General features: G+C 64.3%; 22 protein-coding genes. 20 read left to right on the forward strand and 2 right to left on the reverse strand.

The genetic code is table 11. From position 1 onward, the window contains the following. Positions 1–4 precede the first annotated feature (4 nt). Complete coding sequence (locus AC5P60_RS00135) at positions 5–208, reverse strand: helix-turn-helix domain-containing protein (protein ID WP_088470458.1); 204 nt, start codon at positions 206–208, stop codon at positions 5–7. A gap of 92 nt (positions 209–300) precedes the next feature. Between AC5P60_RS00135 and AC5P60_RS00140 the strand changes: the two genes are divergently transcribed. The 19 genes from AC5P60_RS00140 (at position 301) to AC5P60_RS00230 (ending at position 11,918) form a co-directional block, all read left to right on the forward strand. Beyond that, positions 301–975: an XRE family transcriptional regulator gene (locus tag AC5P60_RS00140; protein WP_242898959.1), complete on the forward strand. Its 675-nt coding sequence runs from the start codon at positions 301–303 to the stop codon at positions 973–975. 218 nt (positions 976–1,193) lie between these two features. After that, entirely contained in the window at positions 1,194–1,925 is a 732-nt protein-coding gene (locus AC5P60_RS00145) for a hypothetical protein (protein WP_495201659.1), read from the forward strand. 153 nt (positions 1,926–2,078) lie between these two features. Beyond that, entirely contained in the window at positions 2,079–2,402 is a 324-nt protein-coding gene (locus AC5P60_RS00150; protein WP_242898961.1) for a hypothetical protein, read from the forward strand. A gap of 109 nt (positions 2,403–2,511) precedes the next feature. Next, a complete protein-coding gene (locus AC5P60_RS00155) occupies positions 2,512–2,661 on the forward strand; it encodes a hypothetical protein (protein WP_180836300.1) in 150 nt (49 codons plus the stop codon). A 43-nt stretch (positions 2,662–2,704) separates the two neighbouring features. Then, the gene (locus AC5P60_RS00160; RefSeq protein WP_153855836.1) at positions 2,705–3,223 is read left to right on the forward strand and encodes a hypothetical protein; all 519 of its coding nucleotides are present in this window, start codon (positions 2,705–2,707) and stop codon (positions 3,221–3,223) included. Positions 3,224–3,308: 85 nt separating this feature from the next. Beyond that, positions 3,309–3,602, forward strand: coding sequence for a KTSC domain-containing protein (locus AC5P60_RS00165; RefSeq protein ID WP_242898962.1), 294 nt, complete (start codon positions 3,309–3,311; stop codon positions 3,600–3,602). A gap of 208 nt (positions 3,603–3,810) precedes the next feature. Then, positions 3,811–4,785, forward strand: coding sequence for a hypothetical protein (locus AC5P60_RS00170; protein ID WP_242898963.1), 975 nt, complete (start codon positions 3,811–3,813; stop codon positions 4,783–4,785). After that, positions 4,782–6,476: a YqaJ viral recombinase family protein gene (locus AC5P60_RS00175; RefSeq protein WP_242898964.1), complete on the forward strand. Its 1,695-nt coding sequence runs from the start codon at positions 4,782–4,784 to the stop codon at positions 6,474–6,476. The genes AC5P60_RS00170 and AC5P60_RS00175 overlap by 4 nt, the downstream gene beginning before the upstream one ends. Further along, on the forward strand, positions 6,476–6,691 hold the full coding sequence (locus tag AC5P60_RS00180) for a helix-turn-helix domain-containing protein (protein WP_242898965.1): 216 nt from the start codon (positions 6,476–6,478) through the stop codon (positions 6,689–6,691). Before AC5P60_RS00175 ends, AC5P60_RS00180 begins: the two co-directional genes overlap by 1 nt. After that, complete coding sequence (locus AC5P60_RS00185; protein WP_242898966.1) at positions 6,688–6,918, forward strand: hypothetical protein; 231 nt, start codon at positions 6,688–6,690, stop codon at positions 6,916–6,918. The genes AC5P60_RS00180 and AC5P60_RS00185 overlap by 4 nt, the downstream gene beginning before the upstream one ends. Then, a complete protein-coding gene (locus AC5P60_RS00190) occupies positions 6,915–7,133 on the forward strand; it encodes a hypothetical protein (protein WP_111113529.1) in 219 nt (72 codons plus the stop codon). The genes AC5P60_RS00185 and AC5P60_RS00190 overlap by 4 nt, the downstream gene beginning before the upstream one ends. Further along, positions 7,130–8,059 (forward strand): hypothetical protein, encoded by a 930-nt coding sequence (locus AC5P60_RS00195; protein WP_242898967.1) that lies wholly within the window; start codon positions 7,130–7,132, stop codon positions 8,057–8,059. The genes AC5P60_RS00190 and AC5P60_RS00195 overlap by 4 nt, the downstream gene beginning before the upstream one ends. Next, the gene (locus AC5P60_RS00200; RefSeq protein ID WP_242898968.1) at positions 8,052–8,210 is read left to right on the forward strand and encodes a hypothetical protein; all 159 of its coding nucleotides are present in this window, start codon (positions 8,052–8,054) and stop codon (positions 8,208–8,210) included. The genes AC5P60_RS00195 and AC5P60_RS00200 overlap by 8 nt, the downstream gene beginning before the upstream one ends. Then, a complete protein-coding gene (locus tag AC5P60_RS00205) occupies positions 8,203–8,352 on the forward strand; it encodes a hypothetical protein (protein ID WP_242898969.1) in 150 nt (49 codons plus the stop codon). Before AC5P60_RS00200 ends, AC5P60_RS00205 begins: the two co-directional genes overlap by 8 nt. Further along, on the forward strand, positions 8,352–9,293 hold the full coding sequence (locus AC5P60_RS00210; protein WP_242898970.1) for a phosphoadenosine phosphosulfate reductase domain-containing protein: 942 nt from the start codon (positions 8,352–8,354) through the stop codon (positions 9,291–9,293). The genes AC5P60_RS00205 and AC5P60_RS00210 overlap by 1 nt, the downstream gene beginning before the upstream one ends. Continuing rightward, positions 9,290–9,472, forward strand: coding sequence for a hypothetical protein (locus tag AC5P60_RS00215; RefSeq protein WP_242898971.1), 183 nt, complete (start codon positions 9,290–9,292; stop codon positions 9,470–9,472). Before AC5P60_RS00210 ends, AC5P60_RS00215 begins: the two co-directional genes overlap by 4 nt. A gap of 11 nt (positions 9,473–9,483) precedes the next feature. After that, the gene (locus tag AC5P60_RS00220) at positions 9,484–9,702 is read left to right on the forward strand and encodes a helix-turn-helix transcriptional regulator (RefSeq protein ID WP_065183319.1); all 219 of its coding nucleotides are present in this window, start codon (positions 9,484–9,486) and stop codon (positions 9,700–9,702) included. A gap of 161 nt (positions 9,703–9,863) precedes the next feature. Continuing rightward, positions 9,864–11,354, forward strand: a complete 1,491-nt coding sequence (locus AC5P60_RS00225; protein WP_133050682.1) for a hypothetical protein — start codon at positions 9,864–9,866, stop codon at positions 11,352–11,354. Between the two features lie 81 nt (positions 11,355–11,435). Further along, complete coding sequence (locus AC5P60_RS00230; protein ID WP_043035468.1) at positions 11,436–11,918, forward strand: hypothetical protein; 483 nt, start codon at positions 11,436–11,438, stop codon at positions 11,916–11,918. A 13-nt stretch (positions 11,919–11,931) separates the two neighbouring features. On the opposite strand, the gene AC5P60_RS00235 is transcribed toward AC5P60_RS00230, so the two are convergent. Then, a complete protein-coding gene (locus AC5P60_RS00235; protein WP_108270155.1) occupies positions 11,932–12,393 on the reverse strand; it encodes a methyltransferase family protein in 462 nt (153 codons plus the stop codon). Positions 12,394–12,546: 153 nt separating this feature from the next. Here AC5P60_RS00235 and AC5P60_RS00240 point away from each other — a divergent pair, with 153 nt between their 5' ends. Further along, positions 12,547–14,547 (forward strand): esterase/lipase family protein, encoded by a 2,001-nt coding sequence (locus AC5P60_RS00240; protein WP_483692810.1) that lies wholly within the window; start codon positions 12,547–12,549, stop codon positions 14,545–14,547. Positions 14,548–14,626 lie beyond the last annotated feature (79 nt).

The following is a 14,626-nucleotide window of genomic DNA, read 5'->3' on the forward strand; positions in this document are numbered from 1 at the left end:
CATCTCAGGCTGCGGCTCCGGCGGGTTTAGCGCCGGTTGCATAGAGGTGATGGAGCTGGACGGCAGCCATGCCGCCCGGCTCTTTAGTCCTGCCCTGTTTGATGTCGCTCACGGTCTGAGGCGATTTGCCGATGGCACGGCCAATTTCGGTCAGGGACCAGCCGCGCTGTTCGAGCGCTTTGATTCGGTCTGCCCAGGTGATTTCCATGTGCGCGTTCCTGTTGGGTCGCCCAAGACTATGGGATGCCATAGCTTCATGTCAACGGCATCCCATAATGGGTTTCCGTAATGCTCGCAGTCATGAACACGATTGGTGAACGAATTAAGGAAGCTCGCCGGATACGTGGCCTGTCTCGGCCTCAATTGGCTGAGGCAGCCAAGATCAAGTACCCGACGCTTGCTGGCATTGAGAACAACGACCAGGCGGGTACAACCCAGCTACCTCAGATTGCAGAGGCTCTCAGGGTCTCCGCCAAGTGGCTTCAGACCGGAAAGGGGGCGATGGAGGTCGCCGAAGCTGGACCTGATGACTCTGACTACACTGACGTCACAGGTTACTCCCAGGCGGTGGGACTGGGTGCGGCAGGTGCCGAAGCTGAAGAGTATGCGGAGACCCACAGCCTCAAGTTCAAGAAGACCAGCCTAAGGCGCAGGGGCATCTATGGACGCAATCTGGCTGTCTACTACGGCAAGGGCGACTCGATGGAACCGACCATCGAGGACGGAGACGCGATCTTGTTTGACACCTCAGATACAAGGGTGGTGGACGGAGCGCTCTACCTTGTCCAGGTTCACGGCGCCGCCAACCCTGAGTACTACGTCAAGCGCGCTATGGTGCTGGAAGCAGGCGTTTACTTTGCGAGCGACAACCCTCGAGGCGACCATAACTGGCAAAAGCCTAGGCCGATGGATTCAAAGAGGGAGCCAATCACCGTAGTTGGTCGTGTTCATTGGATAGGTGGTTGGGCTGACTGAACCCTTGTTCATTACTTAAGGAAGACTTTATGGCACTGGTCGTTTGCCGAGAGTGCGGTGGAAAGGTTAGCGATTCCGCACCCGCTTGCCCTCATTGCGGGTACCCGCAGACTTCACTTGATTCCCCATCGATCCCCAGCTACCAATCGCCAGCAGAAGTGAAGGGCAAATCAGTCCGCAGCGGCTGCTTAGCAGCTGTGCTTGTAGTCGTTGGCCTTGTGATTGTGCTGCTGGTGCTATCTAACCTGCCAAGAGGCCACGGAGGTAAGGCAAGCACCGATGGAGATTCAACGAGCCGCGCGCTGAAGAGCGAGCAGGAGAACCTGCTCCGAGACGTGAAAGACCCATCGATACCTCTCGCCACTAGGGCGGTCCGTGCTGAATACTTGATCGAAAAGTACCCTGCCACTGCGGAGGCAGCAGAGGCTAAGCAGCTCATTGAGCAGATACGGGCTCAGCAGGAAACGGCTAACCAAGAAGCAGCCAAGCTTGCCGCTGAAAGCATAGGAAAGCAGTGGTCGTATTCGACCTTCAAGGACGATATGACGAGCAAGACTGGATACTCTGCATCGGTTACCAGCACGAACAGCTTTGAGTTTGAGTTCCCCTACCAAGGGAAGCAGCATGCACGGTTGACGTTGAGGAAACATCCTCGCTGGGGCAACGACATCTTGTTCTCGATAGAGAAGGGCCAGATCCTTTGTCACTCCTATGGCGATTGCTCCGTTCGCGTGAGATTCGACGAAGGCCCTGCCATGACGCTGACCGGAACTGATCCTTCCGACAACAGCACAGAGACCGTCTTCATCCCAGGTTTCCAGCGGTTCTCATCGCAGTTGGCTAAGGCAAAGACGGTAAGGATCGAGGTGAACGTCTTCCACCAAGGCGCACTTACGGCGACCTTCGACGTGTCGGGATTCGACCCGAAGCGGCTCAGTTCCGCCCAATAGCGCTGAAGCAACAGATCCGACAGCTCTGAACCCCGCCACGGCGGGGTTTTCTGTTCTCGTCAGAGAAAGTTATGGGATCCCATTGACAGTGGACTATGGAATGCCATAGTTTAGCCCCGTCGGCCCACCCGGGCCATCCAGACGGGGTCACCCATGGCAGTCCGCACCGCAAACGACCTGGCCCGCGCCGCTCAGCGCAGCCACGACGGCCGTGCACCGGCCGAACCGAACGACGAGGCCTTCCAGTTCGCCTGCGACCACGTGGCGGCGGAGCTGGAGCGCGAGGGCGACGTCGCCCCGCTGGTCGAGAAGCTGAGCCAGGCTCGGCACGTGATAACCCACCTCCTGACGCAGGAGGTTCCGGCCCACCTGTTGCCCCACTTCCGCGAGCTGGCCGACCTGGTCCGCGACATGTCCCGCCGCGTGGACGCCTCGATGAAGGATTTCGAAGCCGGGCATCTGGAGGACGCCGCATGACCGCCTCCGAACGCGATCAGCGCCACCATGTGGTGGCCACCGTCGTCGCCAATGCCCTGTCGTTCTGCCTGGGCGTGCTGGCCGCTGTGCTGGCGCAGGCGGTGCTGTCGTGAGCCGCCGCCTCCGCATCGCCTGGGCCGCCGTCGCGCTGTTCGCCGCAGTCGTCGTACCGCTGCGCATCGCCGAGATCCACCAGGCCCACACCGACCGTGACGCTGCCAAAGCCCGCTGGGCTGCAACCAGCAGCGTGCGCGGCTGACCATCCCCGCCGGCGCGGCCGGCTCCTACGAGAGGCACCACCGATGTTCCAACTCGATCAACACGATGCGGTGTTCTCGCATCTGAACCTGCGGAAGGAAAAGCACGGCGACGAAGACGCGGCCGCTGCTGACCTGAAGTTCTCGCTGAACGCTCCGAACACGATCCTCAACACCATCGACCCGGCCATCCTGCCGGCGTTCTGGAAGAAGGCCGACAAGGGCCAGCAGCAGAACCTGCCGATGGAAGGCAGCACCGACCTGGTGGCGCTGAACCTGCCGCTCCTGGGCGAGCAGGACATCACCGGCAAGTTCGAAGGCTACGAGCTGTCGATCGGCTCCCTGATGGACCACATCGAAGCGGTGTTCTTCGCCGACGCCAAGGTGAAAAAGATCACCTGGAAGCCGCTCGAAGGCGGCAGCGTGGCCATGGGCTTCACCGTCTCGGTGCTGCTGGACGAGGACGAAGACGCCGAGCTGATCTCTGCATGGCGCCGCGGTGAGGTGCGCCTGACCCTCACGCCGCCGAGCGCTGCCGCGCAGCAGGAAGACCTCGCTGCCTGATCCCCCTGCCCTGCGCCTCCCCCCTGTGGCGCAGGGCTGACAGCCCGGAAAGACGGGCATCCCTCTACCCGCCCTGGAGCACAACATGACCAGCACCACCCCGGCCACCGGCCGCATCCAGCTCTTCGACGTCGACAGCTCGCAGATCCACAGCATCGGCCACGACGCCGCCACCAACACCCTCGCCATCTGCTTCAAGCGCGGCAGCGGCGATGCGCGTGGCCCCGGCTCGATCTACCACTACGCCAACTTCAGCGCCGAGGAGTTCCAGGCGTTCAAGGACGCCGAATCCATCGGCAAGCACTTCGGCGCGTACATCAAGCCGTTCCCGGAGAAGTACCCGTACCACAAGGTCGCCGAGCAGCAGCTGGCCGCCTGACCGCCTACGGAGAGGAATGCGCAGGCTGATGCGCGCGGTGAAGCACGTGCCGGTTCGACTCCGGTGATGGGGCGGTCCCCTGACTGCTAGGCCAGCAGATCGAGCGAAGGCGGTTCAAGTCCGCAGTAGGCCATGCCGGAGATCAGCACCGGCCCTCTCCACCTCTATTCCATGCACGCCGGCCAGCGCCGGCCGGAGATTCCATTCCATGAATGCCCACGTACAGGAAGGCCAGCTCGTCCCCGAGGAGGGCATGGCCGCGATGATCAACCGCTCGGAGATCGAGCAGCAGATCAGCACCGCCCGCCGCTTCCCCCGCTCTCTGAAGAAGTTCCGCGACGAAGCCATCCAGATGGTCACCCTCAGCCAGAGCATCGCTGAGCAGTGCGTCTATGCGCTGCCGCGCGACGGCAAGACCATCGAAGGTCCTTCCGCCCGCTTCGCCGAGGTGATCGCCTCTGCGTGGGGTAACAACCGCGCCGGCGCTCGCGTCATCGATGACAAGGGCGAGTTCATCATCGCCCAGGGCGTTTTCCACGACCTCGAGCGCAACGTCGCCATCACCTACGAGGTGCAGCGCCGGATCGTGGACCGCCAGGGCCGCCGCTTCAAGCCCGACATGATCGGCGTGACCGCCAACGCGGCCTGCTCCATCGCGCTGCGCAACGCGGTGCTGAAGGGTGTACCCAAGGCCTTCTGGGAGGACATGTACGTCGAAGCACGGAAGGTGATCATGGGCGACATCAAGACGCTGGCCAACCGCCGCGCCGATGCCCTCGCCCACTTCCAGCGCTTCGGCGTCACCGCTGAACAGGTCTGCGCGAAGTTGGGCGTGGCCGGCGTCGAGGACATCGGTCTGGAGCACCTGGTCCTGCTGCGCGGCATCGTCACCGCCATCAAGGAAGGCGACACCACCCCGGAAGACGCGTTCGCTGCCGAGGGCGCGCCCGCAACCCAGCGCAAGACGCTGCCGGCCTACACGGATGAAGCCTTCGCAGCGGCCCTGCCGCAGTGGGAAGCCGCCATCAAGGCCGGCAAGAAGACGCCCGACGCGATCATCACGATGGCGCAGACCAAGGGCGCGCTCAGCGACGCGCAGAAGAAGCAGATCCTGGCGCTGGCCGCGAAGCCCGAAAGCGAGCAGCAGGCCGGCCCGGCCGTGGCTGAGGAGGTTGCCGAATGATCACCGTCGAACTGATTCAGGGCACCCCGGAATGGCACGCCCACCGCGCTACCCACTTCAACGCCAGCGACGCGCCGGCCATGATGGGCTGCAGCCCCTACAAGACCCGCAGCCAGCTGCTGCGCGAGTTCGCCACCGGCGCGACCATTGAGCACGATGCTGCCACGCTGCAGCGCTTCGCCGACGGCCACCGCTTCGAAGACCTGGCCCGGCCGCTGGCCGAGCGGATCATCGGCGAGGAGCTGTATCCCTGCGTCGGCGTCGACGGCAAGTACTCGGCCAGCTTCGACGGCCTGACCCTGCTGGAGGACAAAGCCTTCGAGCACAAGTCGCTCAACGACGACCTGCGGCTGGCCATGCCGGTGGATGGCGGCGACGCCTGCCTGCCGCTGCACTACCAAGTGCAGATGGAGCATCAGGCCATGGTCAGCGGCGCTGAGCGCGTGCTGTTCATGGCTTCGAAGTGGAGCGGTGACGACCTGGTCGAGGAGCGCCACTGCTGGTACACGCCGAACCCGGAACTGCGCGCCAAGATCGTGGCCGGCTGGGCCCAGTTCGATGCCGACGTGATGGCCTATGACCCGGCGCCCGTGGCCGAGCCGGTGGCCGCCGGCCGCGCGCCGGACCAGATGCCGGCCCTGCGCATCGAGGTAACCGGCATGGTCACCGCATCGAACCTCGCCGAATGGAAGGAACAAGCCATCGCCGTGTTCCATGGCATCAGCACCGAGCTGGTCAGCGACCAGGACTTCGCCGATGCCGAGAAGACCGTGAAGTGGTGCGGCGATATCGAGGACCAGTTGAAGGCCGCCAAGCAGCACGCCCTCAGCCAGACCCAGAGCATCGACCTGCTGTTCAAGACCATCGACGCGATCGCCGACGAAGCCCGCTCCAAGCGCCTGGCGCTGGAGAAGCGCGTCAAGACCCGCAAGGACGAACGCCGCACCGAGATCGGCAACGCTGCCCGCCGCGCGGTGCAGCAGCACGTGCTGGCCATCAACGAGACGCTCGGCGAACACGCCATCCCGATGCCGGCCACGCTGATTGCCGATATCGGCGACGCGATGAAGGGCAAGCGCTCGTTCGCCAGCATGCAGGAAGCGGTGGACACCGTGGCTGCCAACGCCAAGGTCGACGCCAGCCAGTCGGCCGAGCGGATCCGCGCGAACGTGGCCATCCTCGCCGGGCATGCTGAGCACGCAACGCTGTTTGCGGACCGGGTCCAGCTGTGCGCGACGAAGGCGCCGGAGGATCTGCGCAACCTGGTCGCGGCGCGCATTGCAGAGCACCAGCAGGCCGAGCAGGCACGGCTAGACGCTGAACGCGAGAAGATCCGCGAACAGGAACAGGCCAAGGCTCAGGAAGCGGCCGCTGCAGCCCAAGCGGTACAGGTCCAGCAGGCGCCGGTTGCGGAGGCAGCACCGGCGCAGCCCGAGGCCGCTACCCCCGCCAGCGCACCATCGCCGAGCGCCACCCCGCGGCAGATCGTCCGGATCAAGCTCGGCCAGATCGTGGATCTGATCGCACCGCTGAAGATCGACGCCGAAGGCCTGCGTCAGCTCGGCTTCGACCCGGTGGCCACCGAGCGTGGATCGAAGCTGTACGACGCCGACCAGGTCGACGCGATGCGTGCCGCGATGATCCGCAGCCTGCAGCGTCCACTGTCGGACATCAATGCGCAGGCAGCCTGATGGACGTCGCCCTGTACCCCTGCCACGCCAAGAGCCTGCGCCGTGCCGGCCAAGCCCGCGCCCAGCTGTTCGCACAGGTGATCGAGGGCAAGCGCTACACCACCAGGCAGGTGGCCGAGATTCTGGACGTCTCGCGCAGCACGGCCTACGACCGGATCAAGCGCGGTCCCTACCCGCTCACCTGGGCCAACCTGATGAAGGCTCGCCTGCCATGAAGACCTGCACGAAGTGCGCGGCCCGGCTGCCGGACCGTTTCTTCCCTCTGATCAACGGCAAGGCCACCGCCGCGTGCGCGCCCTGCCGGAACACCGAGCGCCGCCTGCTCGACCCGCTGCGTCCCCTGCGCCGCTATCCGCTGCAGGTCGAACTGAACCACCTCACCCAAAGCTGGCAGCGCCGCACCCGTTGGCCGCTGCTGGCACATCAGGAGACGCATCCGTGACCAGCATCCACGTACAGCCGACCTTCGACCTGGTCACGCAGGCCGAGAAGGACCGCCAGCGGGCCGAGATCGCCGACGACGTGGCGCAGTTCCTGCGCTCGGGCGGCAAGGTCCAGATCCTCGGCAACAGCCCCATCGACCGATCCACCATCAGCCGCCGCCAGGTGGTCGAGGGTGGCCACGACAGCCGCACGAAGAAGGGAGCATCCGCATGACCACCGACAACAAGACCCTTCCAGTCTTCCGCTTTGCGCGCTACGTCAATGGTGTCCGGATGGCCGAAGGCGTGACAATTGAAAAGGCGAACAATCTTCCCGATGCGATGCGAACCGCTGCGAAACTTGCCACGATTGGTCATGGTGGCGACGTTCCAGTGCTTGTGCACGAACCCGCTACCCTGGCGGACGTGCAGTCCGGTGGGAGGGTGAGGCTGGGGGATCAGGCCGAGCGGGCGCGGTTTGAGGCGTGGCACTGCGAGAAGTTTAAGACTCGCTGTCTTACAGGCGCTCCAACGCGCGACATGCATAACGGCGTGTATGCGGAAAACTACGGCCCGGCAGAGCAACAGGAACGATGGGAACTGTGGCAAGCCGCCCTCTCCGCCCATACCTCCCCGGGCGGTCAGGGGGATGCGCCCGAGCACTGCGCCGAGTGCCGCCACACCACGTTTGAGGCGCACCCGGACGGCCATATCTGTGTTCACTGCAAGCTGATAGTCGCCACCCGCCAGACGGTGGGGGAGCATGGCGAAGGCGACGAATTCCTAGCCGGGATCTGCGTGGCGCTCCAATGCGTCACTGCACAGGATAGCGGTGTGCTTTGGGCGGAAATCGTTCGAGCAGTTGGGGTTGACGACCTGTTGCAGTACGCCACGTTCATCGAGCCAGCGGAATGGGATCTGGCTGGATTCAGCAAGTATGCCTCGACCGAGTTGCATCGACGGAAGCCACGGAGCAAGGCTTCGAAGCAAGCCAAGCGCCCGCCCGCGCAGGCCGTGGACCTGGGGCAGATCATCGAGCAGATCGCCCAGCAGTGGGACGGCTGCAGCTACGACGCCGTCGGCGAAACCATCGACGTTGGGCAGGCAATCCGGACTGCTGGCAAGCGACTGGCAGACAGCCAGGCGGTGGGCAATGGCTGACCGCCAGCACATCAAATGCACCAACAAGAAGTGCATCGACGGCGTGATCGTTGAGCCACCCGGCAGCTGGTATGGCGCTGCCGTTGTCTCTGGCGACTGCGAGGAGTGCAACCGACTGTTCCAGCGGGATCAGGAGAACCCGGATGGCTGACCAGCTGCTCACTGCTGCAATGGTCCACGTGTTCGCCCTGGCCGGGTTTGCGGCCGGCATCGCCACCCTGTGGGCGATCAGCCGCGCATGCCGCGCAGCGCGCAATGGGCTGCTCTGGTGCTGGCGAAAGGCGGTGGCCTGATGAAGATCCAACACCTGGTCAACGTCTCCGGCGGCAAGGACAGCACCGCGGTCTACCTGCGCGCAATCGAGCTGGGCCGGCCATTCCGTGCCGTGTTCGCTGATACGGGCAACGAGGATCAGCGCGTCTACGACTACGTGGCGGAGCTGGCGCACAAGACCGGCGGCCCCGCGGTCGAAACCGTCCGCGCAGACTTCAGCCGGCAGCTCGCGCAGCACCGCGAGTACATCCTGCAGAAGTGGCCAGACCAGGGAATTCCCGATGAGGTCGTGCGCCAGGCCGCTGCGCTGCATGAGCCGACGGGCAACCCGTTTCTCGACCTGTGCATCAGCAAGGGGCGCTTTCCCTCGCGCATGGCGCAGTTCTGCACCGAGGAGCTGAAGACAATCCCCATCACAACCCAGGTGGTCGGGCCGATGCTGAAGGCTGGGCCGGTACTGCAGTGGCTCGGCATCCGGGCCGAGGAATCCGCCAACCGGGCCAAGCAGCCGCGCTTCAACCGGCATGAGTCCGGGTGCCACGTGTGGCGGCCGATCTTCGATTGGACAGTCCAACAGGTATGGGACCAGCACCGCCGGCATGGAATTGCCCCCAACCCGCTCTATGCCCTCGGCATGGGGCGTGTCGGATGCATGCCCTGCATCAACTGTCGGAAATCAGAGCTGCGCAACATCGCCGACCTGTTCCCCGATCACATCGACCGGATTCGGAGCTGGGAGGCGCTGGTGGCCGCTGCCAACAAGCGGGGCAGCGCGACGTTCTTCCCCGCCGTGACAGATCCCACCGACGTGGATCGGCCCGGCACCTATTCGCGGATCGACACCCTGGTGGAGTGGAGCCGCACCAGCCGCGGCGGCCGGCAGTTCGACCTGTTCTTTCAGGAACAGGCCGGCGGCGGCTGCAATTCCGACCTCGGGCTATGCGAGCGAGGTGCTGCGTGACTGACCAGCTTTTCCCCCGCGAACCGCGCCGCATGAAGCAGCCGGCCAAGGACGTGCTGCGCGAGCAGCTGGTGGTCGCGGCCGATGAAGTGATCCGCCTGCGCGCTGAGGTACTACGCCTGCGCGGCCAGATTTACCAGGCCACCGAGCAGCTGCGCGCTGCGCTGGCCACGAACTGAAGGAGGACAACATGGCTACCGAGCCGCTCGTTTTCATCAAGATGCCCGAGGTCAAGCGCCGCACGGGCTTGGGCAAGACCACGATCTATGACCGGATCAGCGCCGGAACCTTCCCGGCGCCCGTGCCGCTGGGCGGCAACGCGGTAGGCTGGATCGAGGCCGAGGTGGACGCCTGGCAGGCCGCCAGGGTTGCCGAGCGGGATGGAATTGAACCCGCTAAGGCTGCATAGAGTGGGGGTATTGCTGGGGGTATAGGTTTCGAACACCAGCATCAACCACCTTCGCCATCAACAACTTACGTTAACATTGCGGTAGGGCCCACCTCCACCATCTGTATGGCCTGTCGAGGCTGCAAGAAGCCGGATCTCCCGTCAATGGAGTTCCGGCTTTTTTGTTTTCCGAGGATGGCGCTTCCTCTGCTGTCCCGACATTCCCCGATGCCACCCGCATCGGGAGCCAGTCACAGAAGCTGAGATCCGGATCCAGTAGAGTCCCTGCGTCACACGACGTGACCCGAAACCTGAAAGGACATCAGATGAAGCGCATCACACTGTTTGTGGGCTTGGCCGTGGCGTTGGCACTGGGGCAGGCTTCCGCTGCCACGCCAGGCTCCCGCTATCTGCAGCTGGCCGCTGACCAGCGCGTACAACCCGGCACGGCAACCCTGCTTTCGAGCACCATCGATCTGAACGCCCCTGGATGGGTATACGTGCAGTCGGATGGACGGTACTTCCCTGGCGGCCGCTCTGCCGCCAACGCCTACATCACCATCAACGGTGAGGTGGTCTCCAACGACAGCTACATCGACTGGCGGCAGTCGACATCGGCCCAACAGCACTCCTTCAATGTCATCGGTGCCAAGTACCTGCCCGCCGGACACCATACGGTCAACCTGGCCGGACAGGCCATCGGTTCGGCCGTCAATTTCGGCTCCGCCAGCAACCTTTCCGTGCTCATCACATCTGCAGGCTCGGTAACCAACAGCAGCCTTCCGAGTGACACCGCGCAGCTGGACTTCAATACCGTCGGCAGCCCTGAAGGAATGGCGTTGCAGGCCAAGGACCGCAAGCTGCTGATGACTGCCCAGGCCGGCAATCCCGGTGGCCCCATCGTGGCCATGGCTTCCGGCCGCGCGTTCGCATGGGGCAACTACGGCGATGGCATGATGGGAATTTTCCTGAACGAGCAGGAGCCCGGCATCGAATCGATGACCTGGTCGATCAATGACATCTTCAGTGGCGCAGAAACGCAGGCTCCCTTCTATTCGCAAGGCCTGTTCGTCAATCCGCCGGCTTACAGCACTGTCAGCTTCGTCGCGTCCGAATCGCCGTACTACCAGCCGCAGGACGCCAACACCAACAACGTAAAGTACAAGTTCGGCGCCAACTCCCGACTGGTGACGCTGTCCAACGGCTTTGGCGTGGTCGGAAAGGGGTTGAATCCTGGATTCAACTACGCCGCCGCAGGCCCCTACCGCCGCTTCGCCTATGTCTGCGTCGGGACCAATGGCTTCGCGCCGGGCTGTCCGTCAGCGGGCTCGCAGGTGGTCATTGGCGAGGGCCAGGTCTGCATTCCGCAGGGGCACAACGGCGTGGTGCTTTTCTCGACAAAGTCCCGCGTGCAGGGTGACCCGAACGACGGTGGCGGAAGCGTGTTCCTGTTCCTGAAGATCGATGGCCAGCAGGTGGGCAGCCTCGGCACCCAGCAGTTGGGCTCCAGACCGGACTCGGTCAGCACCCGTACCATCTCCGCCAGCTACCTGAGCGCGGGATCGTCCGCGCTGGGAACGGGCTGCCACACCGTGCAGGCCGTGGCCCAGGTGCTAGGAGATTTCCGCCACATGTCGCTCAATGCCGACATGCCGCTGGTCTGGTTCGACTGACCCATCACGCCGAATGTGGCCGGTGGCCGGGATCTGTTCGCCCCGCCACCGGCTATCCCGCGACACATTAAAGGATCTGCCATGAAAGCTCCCGTCGCTCTCACCCTGTTCCTCGTCACCCTCGCCGCAACCCCAGCCACGCACGCCGCGGCACCGGCCATCGCGCCCCCCGGCACCGCCACGCTGGAAGCCCTGCTGGCCTGCAAGGCCGGCTCGGACTTCAGCGAGGCCGACGCCATCGATGCACTGCAGGCCGCTGGCCTGGCCAGGAAACCGGGTGGCACCTTCGAGCCGGAAGACAAGCCGGTCGCCCTGTTCGGCGGCACCGTCACCAGTGCCGATGTGAACGTGGCCGAGGGCGAGAAGAGCCTCTTCGTCTACTTGAACGGCGTTGACGCCACGCATCTGGCCAAAGCGTGGTCAGTGAACACGGTCAACGAACACGCCAACACGCAGGAACCTTCATACGTGAAGACCACTGACAAGCGCCACACCCTGCACGTGATCGCAGGCGATGACTACGAAGGCTATTCCGCTGCCGTGAAGTGCCAGATCTCTCGATAATGGGTGATGCCCGCTACAGCCAACGCCGCACTCGTTGGCGGAACATCGGATACATGTCGGGGAAGCGGGCCAGCAACGCCCGCTCTTCCGGCATGATCTGCAACCAGGTGATGTAGAGCACGAACAACGGCACAGCCAGCAACGCGATCGTGTTCTGCAGGTACAACATTGCGCCAGTGAGGATCGTTGCCTGGCCCAGATACATCGGATTGCGCGTGTAACGGTACATGCCGCGCGTGACCAGCGCGCTTGATGCCGAAGGGCGCAGCGGATTGACCGTGGTGCGCGCCCGCTGGAACGCAAGCTTCGGCAGCAGGTTCAGCGCCACACCGATCGCCATCACCCCGCCTGACATCAGCGCCCGCATCGGCAGGGGCAACACCGCCTCCGGCCACAGTCGGCTCCCCAGCCAGCCGATCCCCGCGCATAGCAGCATCACCAGCGGCGGCGGGATCCGGGTCTCAAGCCACGTCATCGCAGTCCCTGCATCGCTCCATTCACCCCAGTGTCACACGGAACCGGCTGAATCGCTCGGATGGCAGCGCCTGAGCGCCCCAAACCGACCGCCCGGTATCTTCCGCTTTGACATGCCGACCGCTAGAGTGGCGCCACCGCGCAGGAGGATCGTATGGCAACCACGGGCTTGGGCTTCATCGGCCGCACGACCCTCATCATCACCGTGCTGCTCACCTTGGGCGGCTGCGCCACGTTGCGCCAGTTCGGGCCGTCGGTGCAGGTGGCCTCGGTCACGCCCGGCCAGTACATCGCGCTCAAGCGCGGTGACATCCTCACTTCCGGCAAGCTCAGCGCGGCGACCACGGAGACCTTGCGGGTGGCCGGCCTCGATGAAGGCGTATGCGCCAAACCGGGCCTGCCCTGCATCGAGGCGATGGAAGGCAGCATCGTGGTGCGCGAGGAAGACAAACGCTCCAGCCTGGCCGAGTTGTGGCTGCAGTATGCGATGACCCTGCCGGCGCCGAAGCGTGAGTACTCGGCATCCGGCCGCGCCAAGAGCGCGATCACCGAGCTGGATGCCGATTTCCAACCGCGCCTGGATGCGTGGATGCAGGTCGCGCGCCAGGCCTATGCGTATCTTTTCTTCACCGAGCGCACCGCCAACCAGCGCGGCTTCGAAGATCGCCAGACCCAGGTGCGCGACTATTACAACCTGGCCGTGCAGGAAGCCTCGGTACAGCTGTACGACGCCTATGCCACGGGCCGCGTGCACGGCCAGGCCAGCCACTTCCAGCTGGGCCGCTGGACCTTCGTGCTGGCCCCTTCAGGCGAAGCATCACCGCTGGATACGCGTACCCCTACCGAACTGGTACCGGCGGCCTCGCTGTCGTTCACTGGCACGCTGCGCAGCGTGCATCGCCGCGATGGCTTCGGTGCCGAGCTGGTGGCGGTAATGAACGATCCGGCTGGCAGCACGGCCACCCCGCCTTCGGCAGCGACGCCCGCCGCGCAGAGCTGGAGCGAGATGCCCTCCCCTTCAATGACGGTGCTGCTGCGCTTCTCGGGAAAGAACCTGTGGGAAGTGCTGCACGACGACGAGCCTGAGCTGGAGATCCACGATCCCTACCAGGTCACGGAAGTCACCCTGCATGGCCAACAGGTTCCGCTGGCCGCGAACTTCACCGCCGGCTATGCGTTGTGGCTGGCCCGTTCCAACTTCAGCCACCAGTCGCTGCGCTCGCTGTTCGGTGGCAAGGGCGGCATCGACACGCCGCACCTGTACATGATGCAGCCCTACGATCCGAACCGCCGCGTGCTGCTGATGATCCATGGCCTGGCCAGCAGCCCGGAAGCCTGGGTGAACGTCGCCAACGAACTGATGCGCGACGACGAGATCCGCCAGGACTTCCAGGTCTGGCAGTTCTACTACCCGACCAACATGCCCATCGCGATGAGCCACGATGCGATGCGTCATACACTGTCCGAAGTGCTCAAGCATTTCGACCCCAGCGGCAAGGCGCAGGCTTCGCATGACATGGTGCTGGTCGGGCACAGCATGGGTGGCGTGATCGCGCGGCTGATGATCTCTTCTTCCGGCGATCATCTGGTCGACACCCTGCTGGAGACTGCGCAGATGACGCCGGCACAGCGTGAACTGCTGCGTACCAAGGGCGCACCGGTGCTGACTTTCCTGCCGGAACCGGAAGTGTCGCGCGTGGTATTCATCGCCACGCCACACCGCGGCACCGACGTGGCGGGCACCCGCCTGGGCCGCTGGATCGGTCGCCTGGTGCGATTGCCGCTGACCGTGCTGGAAGACGTGGCCACCATTGCCAACGATGGTCAGATCGACCGCAATGACGGCAAGCACGGCTACCAGATGAACAGCATCCAGAACCTGGACAAGGATGATCCCTTCGTCCGCGCGGTGGCCGACCTGCCGATGTCGCCGAAGGTGCACTACCACTCGATCATCGCGCGCGCCAAGGCCGATGGGCCGCTGGAAAAGACCGACGACGGGCTGGTGCCCTACTGGAGCTCGCACCTGCCGCACGCGGATTCGGAGAAGGTGATCGTATCCGGGCACAGCGTGCAGGAAGCCACGCCGGCCATCGTCGAACTGCGGCGGATCCTGCATGAAGACATGCAGCAGCATTCGGCCACGGTGAAGTAGCTGCGCGCGGCTGAGGGAAAACCCTCATCGCACGTACGCATCAGCCCTTCTATGCTGGATCCCGCCACCCCACTGGAGG

The organism is Stenotrophomonas sp. YJH_SMC_120, assembly GCF_059368675.1.

Coding starts and splice junctions, on each gene's coding strand:
- AC5P60_RS00205 (WP_242898969.1), top strand. CDS start 8,203: ATGGCTGACCAGCTGCTCACTGCTGCAATGGTCCACGTGTTCGCCCTG.
- AC5P60_RS00165 (WP_242898962.1), top strand. CDS start 3,309: ATGACCAGCACCACCCCGGCCACCGGCCGCATCCAGCTCTTCGACGTC.
- AC5P60_RS00185 (WP_242898966.1), top strand. CDS start 6,688: ATGAAGACCTGCACGAAGTGCGCGGCCCGGCTGCCGGACCGTTTCTTC.
- AC5P60_RS00160 (WP_153855836.1), top strand. CDS start 2,705: ATGTTCCAACTCGATCAACACGATGCGGTGTTCTCGCATCTGAACCTG.
- AC5P60_RS00220 (WP_065183319.1), top strand. CDS start 9,484: ATGGCTACCGAGCCGCTCGTTTTCATCAAGATGCCCGAGGTCAAGCGC.
- AC5P60_RS00230 (WP_043035468.1), top strand. CDS start 11,436: ATGAAAGCTCCCGTCGCTCTCACCCTGTTCCTCGTCACCCTCGCCGCA.
- AC5P60_RS00135 (WP_088470458.1), bottom strand. CDS start 208: ATGGAAATCACCTGGGCAGACCGAATCAAAGCGCTCGAACAGCGCGGC.
- AC5P60_RS00170 (WP_242898963.1), top strand. CDS start 3,811: ATGAATGCCCACGTACAGGAAGGCCAGCTCGTCCCCGAGGAGGGCATG.
- AC5P60_RS00240 (WP_483692810.1), top strand. CDS start 12,547: ATGGCAACCACGGGCTTGGGCTTCATCGGCCGCACGACCCTCATCATC.
- AC5P60_RS00210 (WP_242898970.1), top strand. CDS start 8,352: ATGAAGATCCAACACCTGGTCAACGTCTCCGGCGGCAAGGACAGCACC.
- AC5P60_RS00140 (WP_242898959.1), top strand. CDS start 301: ATGAACACGATTGGTGAACGAATTAAGGAAGCTCGCCGGATACGTGGC.
- AC5P60_RS00235 (WP_108270155.1), bottom strand. CDS start 12,393: ATGACGTGGCTTGAGACCCGGATCCCGCCGCCGCTGGTGATGCTGCTA.
- AC5P60_RS00200 (WP_242898968.1), top strand. CDS start 8,052: ATGGCTGACCGCCAGCACATCAAATGCACCAACAAGAAGTGCATCGAC.
- AC5P60_RS00175 (WP_242898964.1), top strand. CDS start 4,782: ATGATCACCGTCGAACTGATTCAGGGCACCCCGGAATGGCACGCCCAC.
- AC5P60_RS00195 (WP_242898967.1), top strand. CDS start 7,130: ATGACCACCGACAACAAGACCCTTCCAGTCTTCCGCTTTGCGCGCTAC.
- AC5P60_RS00180 (WP_242898965.1), top strand. CDS start 6,476: ATGGACGTCGCCCTGTACCCCTGCCACGCCAAGAGCCTGCGCCGTGCC.
- AC5P60_RS00150 (WP_242898961.1), top strand. CDS start 2,079: ATGGCAGTCCGCACCGCAAACGACCTGGCCCGCGCCGCTCAGCGCAGC.